Origin of the sequence: Actinotignum vesiculae, from assembly GCF_051267215.1 — a bacterium.
GTDB classification, from domain to species: domain Bacteria; phylum Actinomycetota; class Actinomycetes; order Actinomycetales; family Actinomycetaceae; genus Actinotignum; species Actinotignum schaalii.
This window is the reverse complement of record NZ_JBOZGG010000024.1, coordinates 1-7,628: the sequence shown is the minus strand read 5'-3', so window position 1 is coordinate 7,628 and position 7,628 is coordinate 1. Positions and strand designations below refer to the sequence as shown.

Genomic DNA, 7,628 nt, shown 5'->3' with positions numbered 1-7,628 from the left:
GATGTCCGTGGCCTACCCTGACCGGTTTAATAAGTATTTATAAACAATGCTCACACACAAACAACTTGACACACTCACTCCATCTGTGAACAAGCTTTTAGGATCCTTGCATTCATTACGCAAGCTAATGACGACAACGGATACTCCTGCGTTATGGGATGCATTATTGCTCCATTTAAAAGAGGTGTACGCGTACCCAATTTCGATACCGTTCGTGAAAACATGTGGGTGAAGGAGTGCCACCTGCTCACCCTGGGTAATCGAGTTGGTTGTTACGAAAGACAGCTTCGCGTTAGTGCCGCGAATATAGTCAGCACCCTTAATGAGCCATAAGGCTACATAGTCGAGATTCTTCGGATGCTTCTGATCTCGGAAAACGAAATGGAAGTCCTCTTTTTGTGTATTGGTTTGACGGTTTGCGCCAAGGTACGGTGGGTTTCCGATTAAATAAATTTCGTCGGTGCCGTTGTTGGGGCAGACCTCGTTCCAGTCGAGGCGGGTGGCGTTGCCGTGCACGATGTGCCCGGTTTCCTTGAGCGGGATCAGGGGAATATCCAGGCCGAACTTGGCTTTGAACTCCTGGTTCATCTGGTGCTTGGCGATCCAGAGGGAAAGGATGGCCATCTCCACGGAGATGTCGTCAATTTCGATGCCGTAGAAATTCTCAATATTGATCACCGAGGAACCGAAGCCCAGGGTGGCGGCGCCGAGCTTTTCTTCCTCACCCATGCCGAGCAGGCCCCAGCGGCCCGCCGAAGAAAGGGAATCGATGCGGTCCAAGATGGCATGTTCGAGCTTGCGCAATTCCTTATATGCGATAACTAAAAAGTTGCCGCTGCCGCTGGCTGGATCGAAAAGCTTGATTTTTGAAATTCTTGTGAGGAGTTTCTTGAGGCGCGGTACCGATTCGCAGGCTTTGTCATATTCGTTCCAGAGCTCATCCAGGAAGAGCGGCTTGATGGTTTTAAGGATATTGGGAACCGAGGTGTAGTGCTGGCCCAGGTTGGCGCGCTGGTCCTTATCCACCACCGCCTGGAACATGGAGCCGAAAATATCCGGGTTGATTTCTGACCAATCCAGGGTGCCGAGCTCCAGGAGCGAATCGCGTGCATGCTTGGTGAATTGGGGGACTGTCAAAGAGGCGTCGTCGTCGTTATTAATGCGGAAAAGGCGACCGTTGACGTAGGGGAAGCTCTGCAAATAGACGGGTTTATCGGACGCGTTGGGAGTGTCAAGCGCGTGGAAAAGTGCGGTGAGGAATGCGGCGGTGTCGGAGCCGTCGCGCTGGGTGTGCGAGCCGACCGCGCTGGTGAACTGGCCTTTTGCGAAGATGCCGGTATCCTCCGCGAAGAAGCAGAAGAGGAGGCGAGTGAAGAAGATGTTGAGGCTGTGGGGAGATTTGTTCCCGTGGAAGAGGTTGGGGTTTGCGGCGAGGAGTTCGTCGTACACCTTGCTCATGTGTTCGGCGGCGCGGCGGTCCGCGTGGGTATCCGAGGAGAAGTGCTGTTTCTCCATATTCGCCCAGGGGAGGAAGAAGGTGAAATCGCTGGCGAGTTTGGCGAGGGGGATGCTGAGGGAATCGCCGGTTTTGGTGTCAATTGCGGCGAGGGATTCGTAATTCGTGGCGATGACGAAGCGGGTATTGAAACGGAGCGCGGCATCGCTGGTTTTCATTTCCTGTGCGGTGGCTATGAGGTCGCGGCTGGTTTCGGCCAGGTAGATCTTGTTTTTCCACACGATATCGCGATCCGGGTTCGCCGCGACGTTGAGCGAGCTGGCGGTGGTGGAACGCAGGCGGGTGACGCTGGATTTGGAGATGCCGTAAGCGAGGAGGAGGTCGAAGAAGAAATCGCGGGTGAAGGGCGCACGGGAGGTGAGTTTCTTGACGTTCTCCTCAATACTTTGGAGAGTAATGGCCACGGCCGGCTCCTTTCGCGGACGGGCCCGGGCGCGGCGCGGGTGCTGCGGCTCGGGCGGTACGTTCCTATCTTAGAGGGGGCTTGCGACAGAAATTTTGGGGAGTTGCTCAATCTTTAGAAACGTCCGGCACCCATTCCCTTACATGACATATAGGGTTATAATATAACCATGGAAAGTCACGCCAAGCAGCTTGTAACTATCGAGAACATTCGCGATCTCGCCGCTATTGTCACCGATTCTGTCGGGGAGGTTCTTAACACGGGAATGTCTGGAGCGTTGGCCGATTCGGAGAGTCGGTTGAGTGGACTTGCATACCCGAAATATCCGTACCTCTTTCCATTGTTAGCGCGAGCGTAACTCCGCGAATTTCTCGAAAATGCGGACCTACCGGAGGGGTGGCATGTCACAGGGCAGCCGCAGTTAATGGGGCAACTTATGCTGGAGAATCATAATTTGGGTCTTCTAGTGCGTGTACTCAAAGAATGCCCTGTTATGCCAGGAAAGGTTCCCGCCGCCGGGCACAATTTGGCGAGGCGGAGATCCTGGACTATTGAAGAACAAATGGAGTTAGATCTGCCGGGCAGTGAGGAAGTGTCGCGAACCGCGACGCCATACAGATTCCTCTATCTTTGGGATTATCGTGATGTCGAAGACCGGCTTGGTGGTTTCGACTCCCGCTTGGTGATGACCAGCAAACCGGGGAAATACGGCGCTCCTGTTCCGTTGTTGTTGTCGATTCCAATTCCCACGGAACTTGCGGTGAACGAGGGTGAGGAGTGGCAGTACGCCAACGAAGATAACGGCTACGACTACTATGGAAGCAGTCAAGCGGTAATCCGGCAAACGGAGAATTAGGGTGCAGTCAACAGTAGACGGCTGGGTTCGGGCCGAAAGGCTTCGGGCCCTAAAAGACATCGCTGGAGTAAATCAGCAGGATCTCGGTGACCTGCTGGGCGTGAGCCAACCTTTTATCTCGAAGGTGCTACGGAAAGAAAAGCCACTCTCCGAGGAAATTGCGGTGCGGGCAGCGCAGAGCTTCCACGTGCCACTATCCTTCTTTGCGGTAGACGATTTAAAGTTCGTTAACGCAACCGCGACTTTCCGTAAATCCAGTACTGCCACGGTAACCGCTGAGCGCAAGGTCAACCAGCTCGCGCGAGAAGTAAACCGCGCGTGGGATGTAGTTTCACGCGAATCTGGGTACCTCGATTTTCCCAGTACCGATCTGCTTGCCGCAGGCTTGGGTGTGGAAAATTCAGCTGAACAAACTCGCAAGGTTCTCGGACTCAGTGCCACGGAGCCGATTCAGAATGTCACCCATATCCTCGGGCTTCTTGGGGTTGCTGTGGTGTACCCCTTATTGGAGGACGTGGAAGACGCCGGGCACCTCGCGATTTCCCTGCCTAGCAGGGAAAATACTCGCCCTGCGATCAGTATTGTGCACCGTACAGAAGGTGCGCGCCAGCGCCTTACGCTCGCTCACGAACTGGGGCACCTTCTATTCGATCAGGGCCTTACTCAGCCGATCCCTTCCATTCGCGCTCCGCAAGAACGCCGTGCCTACGATTTTGCGGGGGCGCTATTGCTTCCGGAATCCGTGGCCCGGGCGCGTATTAATGAAACGACGCCGCTACGTAGCTTGCTAGATATCAGGCGAGAATACGGAATCAGTGTGGCAGCCACTGCCGTGCGTGCCCATCGCCTTGGGATCATTACGCAGCACCGTTTCCGGAGTCTGCAGATTCAGCTGGCTAACGCCGGCTGGCGTAAGCGCGAGCCGGTGATTGTCCCTCCGGAAAAGCCTTCCTTGTTCAGGCAAGCGGCGGAGCGAGTATTCGGCAAGAAAGCCCTGGCTTTTAAGATGTCCGAAGCTTTGGGGCTCAAACCGGAATGGATTAACTCCTGGCTGCATCTCGATTCCGCTGCGGATTCTGCCGCAGATATCGCTACTGCGGACAACTTCGGTGACGGTGGTGAATCGCAGGTTATCCAGCTGCGCCTGAGATAATCGACGCCTGAAAGAAGGTCACTCTTCTTTTGTGCGTATCCGCTACTCGGCGCCCATATCGCGAATTGCCTGGGCGATGACTTCGGGGTCTTCGTCGTAATCGCCCATGGCGTAGGAATCTGCCATGAGAGCATCAAGGGCTTCGCGAGTTTGATGCCGCTGCTTTTCGCGGTAGTTCAGAACATCGGAGAGCCAGAGCCGGCGATGGGTGGTAATTTTCCGGAACGGTATTGCGCCTTCTTCACACAGCTTCACCACGGTTGGGCGGGTCATATTCAACAAATCGGCAGCTTCCTGAGTGGAGATTTCCCTATCTCCATCCGGTTCCTCCTGCACAGCCATCGAAATCTGCGCGCGCAGCAGGGGCGGAACTTCTACAGCAATACCGTCAAAAACCAATTCGACCCTGTGTGACTTAGCGAGGAGCTGACAGATTCGATCCATTGCCTCCAGCTCCGCCTGGGCATTTTTCTGATCTTCTGAAGTCGTCACATCACACCTCCTTTTCGTTTCCTGTGTAGTGGCCTCGCATGGGGAAGACGGGACTGTGAACTGTGGTCGATATCCAGTTAAGCCGCGCCCATTTAGGAGCCTTTACGGATCTTGCGGAGTTCGCGCATCGCTACTTCGACATCCTCAGGAGTCTGGTCATAAAGACCCATCTCGTGCGTAATATCCGAGATGTCGTCCAGCGCCTTCTTTGCCACCTGCCGCTGCTTTTCGCGATAATTCAGCACATCGGAGAGCCAGAGCCGGCGATGGGTGGTGATTTTTCGGAACGGTATTGTGCCTTCTTCGCATAGCTTCACTACGGTTGGGCGAGTTATATTCAACAGATCGGCGGCTTCCTGAGTGGAGATTTCCCTATCTCCATCAGGTTCCTCCTGCACGGCCATCGAAATCTGCGCGCGCAGCAGCGGCGGAATTTCGATAGTGACGCCGTCGAAGGTCAATCCAACCCTGCGTGACTTAGCGAGAAGCCGGCGGACTCGATCCATGATCTCCGGATCAATCTGCGCGATTTTGTCATCATGTGAAACAGTGGTCACGTCACACCTCCGTTTCGTTTCTTTCGTTTCCAGTGTAGCGGGCCTCGCGTGGGAAGGGAAGAGTGCATTCCCGCGAAGTTGTGCCAAGCCGCTACGATAGGGCACATGGCTCAAGTTCCGGTGTCCGCTATTCATCCTGTTGCCCCTGACCACCTGGGCGCCGTCGCTCTTTTTAGTGCGCCCATTGACGTGCGCGCGGCGCTGGAACGCGTGGAAGTGGACGGCCGGGCCCTTGATGTCCACCTGGATGAGCTCCCCGGCGGGCAGGTCTTCAATTTTCTGGCCAGTGGCGTGACAGTGTTGCTCACGCCCGTCTCCGGGACGGCCGCGCTGGAGGGCGCCACCCCGCCGCACGCTTTCCACATTATGATGACGTTTTTCTCCGAGATGGCGCGCTCCGGGGAGGACATGCCCGACCCGGTGAGCGACGAGTTCGCTGCGCGTCGTCGTACCTCCATGCACACGCTGCACCGGGTGTACACGGCTGTGATCCGCTCGCTCATGGGCGAGGAAGCCGCGGTGGGTGTGGCGCGCCCCGAGCTGGGCATCATCTACCCCGCCGATGTGGTCACCAGTTATCGGATCGACGCCGCAGACCCGTTCCTGCTGTGGATTTATGTGCCGATGCGCGCCGGCGAGGTAGTGTCCGGGCGCACCGTGGGCCTGCCGCTGTTCGGGCACCTCGACCTCGAGGTGAAGGACAGTCACCGCCCGCGCGAGGCCGTGTACGAACTGCTCGCGAACACTGCCGGATATATTATTTCCGACGGCGCAACCCTCATGCCAGGGCAAACTCTGGGCACCGCCGCTGATGAGTCCATCGCCATCGCCCAGGGCCGCGACGGTGAGACCCCCACGCTGCGGTTGATCTACTAGTTTTCCCCGAAATAGGGTGCGATTCTGCGATTGAACACATCCAAATTTGCGGTGTAGTTCGGGAATGCCAGGGCAAGATTCTCCGGTGTTCGCGCATGAACCAATACTGTGTCGCGAGTTTGTCCAAATACATCATTTTCTTCGCGGGCGTTGTAGGCGCGTACGGCCTCCGCGAGGGCTGAGTGCGGAAAAGGCTCCGCCCGCAGGCTCTGGGCTTCCTGATCGTATTCGAGGACGTACAGGCTTGTGCCTTCGCCGCCTGCGGTGGGCGCTGGGATGAAGTTCTGATAGCTGCTGGTGGATGAATTGGCAAGATCGTGGAAGAGAACGCGGTACTTTTCAGATGCTCTCAATTCTGCGAGGAGCTCATTTTTATCGGCGGGCATTCCGGGTGGAACGGGTTGATTCTCCGAGAGAGCGAAAAGTGCGGAGACAATCTGGAAGAACCTGCGATTGGTCTTTTCGGATTCGTCCATGGTGGCCGCGATGGCCGGGTTTTTGTAATTTCGCTCGTACATGAAGCCGGCGGTCTCGAGAGCTGTGGCCCACGCGTGTTGAAGAAATGTTCGGACTTGGATCTCGATTCGATACGACGTGGGATTTGGAGGACTCAGGGTAATGAGGTGGCACGACCGGTATCCACTACGTTGCGGCGTTCGTATATAGTCCTTCACCCCGTTTTCGGGTTTGAGATCCATCTTCTTGGATAGGTTGGTAGCAATATTGAAAACATCATCGCAGCTATTCGTGATGATGCGACAGCCACCGATATCGTCCATGGCGCCCAGGTGAAAATTGTTCTTCGGACGGCTTAGCTTTGCTACGATGGAGCTAATTCGCTTGAGTCGGAAAGTAGCGAGGGTGCCGGGGATATCGGCGATAATGTCCTGGGCCACGGCAAAAGCGTTGAGGGTTGACTCCAGATGCTGGGAACGCCAGTTTTGGACGGTAGTAAGCGCATTTGCGAACATCTGGTCTTCTTGACAACGAATCTCCGCATCTTCAGGATGCTCGGTATAGAGCTTCGCCAAGATCCTGCCGGCGCTTGTTGCGGCGGACTTGGAGATTGTGGGGCGCGGGCTTTCGTCCATGCTAGAATTATAGCCAAATTGCCGGCCCGAATACGTGACATGAGGAGGTGCGGGATGGCGAATGTTGAAGATATTGCCGGGCGTATTCTTGAGCGCTGCGGGCGGATGACCACCATGAAATTGCAAAAACTCACCTTCTACTGCCAGGCCGCTTATCTCGGTGAAACTGGCCGGCCTCTTTTTAACGGAGACTTTCAAGCTTGGATGAATGGCCCGGTATCACCAGATCTCTTCGCTCAGCACCGGCGCAAGTTTTTCATTAACCCGGGCGAACTGCGCAGTCGGGGTGAAGGGCTTTCTGATCGGCAGCGGAGTGTTGTTGATGCCGTCTGCGCGAAGTTGGGCGAGTTGAACCCAAACGAGTTGGTTGAGAAAACTCATCGCGAAGCTCCGTGGCGGGAAGCCCGCAAGGACTGTGATATTGAAACCCGCTCGACAGTGGTTATTCCTCGGGATGCTATTGAGGAGTACTACCGGGCCAATCCTGTTCTATAGGTGGTGGCATAAGTAAAGGAGGGGTGGCAGCACCCCTCCTTTACTTATGGCTCCACGGGCGTTCGGGATTCCGAGCGCGGAGGATGGGAGTGTGAATTAGTAAATCCAATCCCCGGAGAGTGTCTAATGGTTTGTGTGTGAGGGTGAAAACCACCTAGGAGATAAACCAGAATGACTACCGTGAAACAA

8 protein-coding genes are annotated in these 7,628 nt (G+C 55.5%); 4 read left to right on the top strand and 4 right to left on the bottom strand.

What is annotated here, in order from left to right; all coding sequences use genetic code 11:
- Positions 1 to 12 precede the first annotated feature (12 nt).
- A complete protein-coding gene (locus ACRQHG_RS09315; RefSeq protein ID WP_435720020.1) occupies positions 13 to 1,920 on the bottom strand; it encodes a DNA methyltransferase in 1,908 nt (635 codons plus the stop codon).
- A 492-nt stretch (positions 1,921 to 2,412) separates the two neighbouring features.
- Between ACRQHG_RS09315 and ACRQHG_RS09310 the strand changes: the two genes are divergently transcribed.
- Both ACRQHG_RS09310 and ACRQHG_RS09305 read left to right on the top strand, forming a co-directional pair.
- Positions 2,413 to 2,775, top strand: a complete 363-nt coding sequence (locus tag ACRQHG_RS09310) for a hypothetical protein (RefSeq protein ID WP_435720019.1) — start codon at positions 2,413 to 2,415, stop codon at positions 2,773 to 2,775.
- A gap of 1 nt (position 2,776) precedes the next feature.
- Positions 2,777 to 3,928, top strand: a complete 1,152-nt coding sequence (locus ACRQHG_RS09305; protein ID WP_435720018.1) for an XRE family transcriptional regulator — start codon at positions 2,777 to 2,779, stop codon at positions 3,926 to 3,928.
- Positions 3,929 to 3,970: 42 nt separating this feature from the next.
- Here ACRQHG_RS09305 and ACRQHG_RS09300 read toward each other — a convergent pair whose 3' ends face one another.
- A complete protein-coding gene (locus ACRQHG_RS09300) occupies positions 3,971 to 4,420 on the bottom strand; it encodes a helix-turn-helix domain-containing protein (protein ID WP_435720017.1) in 450 nt (149 codons plus the stop codon).
- Positions 4,421 to 4,512: 92 nt separating this feature from the next.
- Positions 4,513 to 4,977: an excisionase family DNA-binding protein gene (locus tag ACRQHG_RS09295; RefSeq protein WP_435720016.1), complete on the bottom strand. Its 465-nt coding sequence runs from the start codon at positions 4,975 to 4,977 to the stop codon at positions 4,513 to 4,515.
- Between the two features lie 105 nt (positions 4,978 to 5,082).
- On the opposite strand from ACRQHG_RS09295, the gene ACRQHG_RS09290 reads away from it, so the two are divergent.
- Positions 5,083 to 5,853 carry a DUF4261 domain-containing protein gene (locus ACRQHG_RS09290; RefSeq protein ID WP_435720015.1) on the top strand — a complete coding sequence of 257 codons (771 nt, stop codon included), beginning with the start codon at positions 5,083 to 5,085 and terminating at the stop codon, positions 5,851 to 5,853.
- Here ACRQHG_RS09290 and ACRQHG_RS09285 read toward each other — a convergent pair.
- Positions 5,850 to 6,944, bottom strand: coding sequence for a RelA/SpoT domain-containing protein (locus ACRQHG_RS09285; RefSeq protein ID WP_435720014.1), 1,095 nt, complete (start codon positions 6,942 to 6,944; stop codon positions 5,850 to 5,852). The two genes, ACRQHG_RS09290 and ACRQHG_RS09285, sit on opposite strands and share 4 nt — an antisense overlap.
- 54 nt (positions 6,945 to 6,998) lie before the next feature.
- Here ACRQHG_RS09285 and ACRQHG_RS09280 point away from each other — a divergent pair, with 54 nt between their 5' ends.
- Positions 6,999 to 7,439 (top strand): Panacea domain-containing protein, encoded by a 441-nt coding sequence (locus ACRQHG_RS09280; protein ID WP_435720013.1) that lies wholly within the window; start codon positions 6,999 to 7,001, stop codon positions 7,437 to 7,439.
- The last annotated feature ends 189 nt before the right edge of the window (positions 7,440 to 7,628 follow it).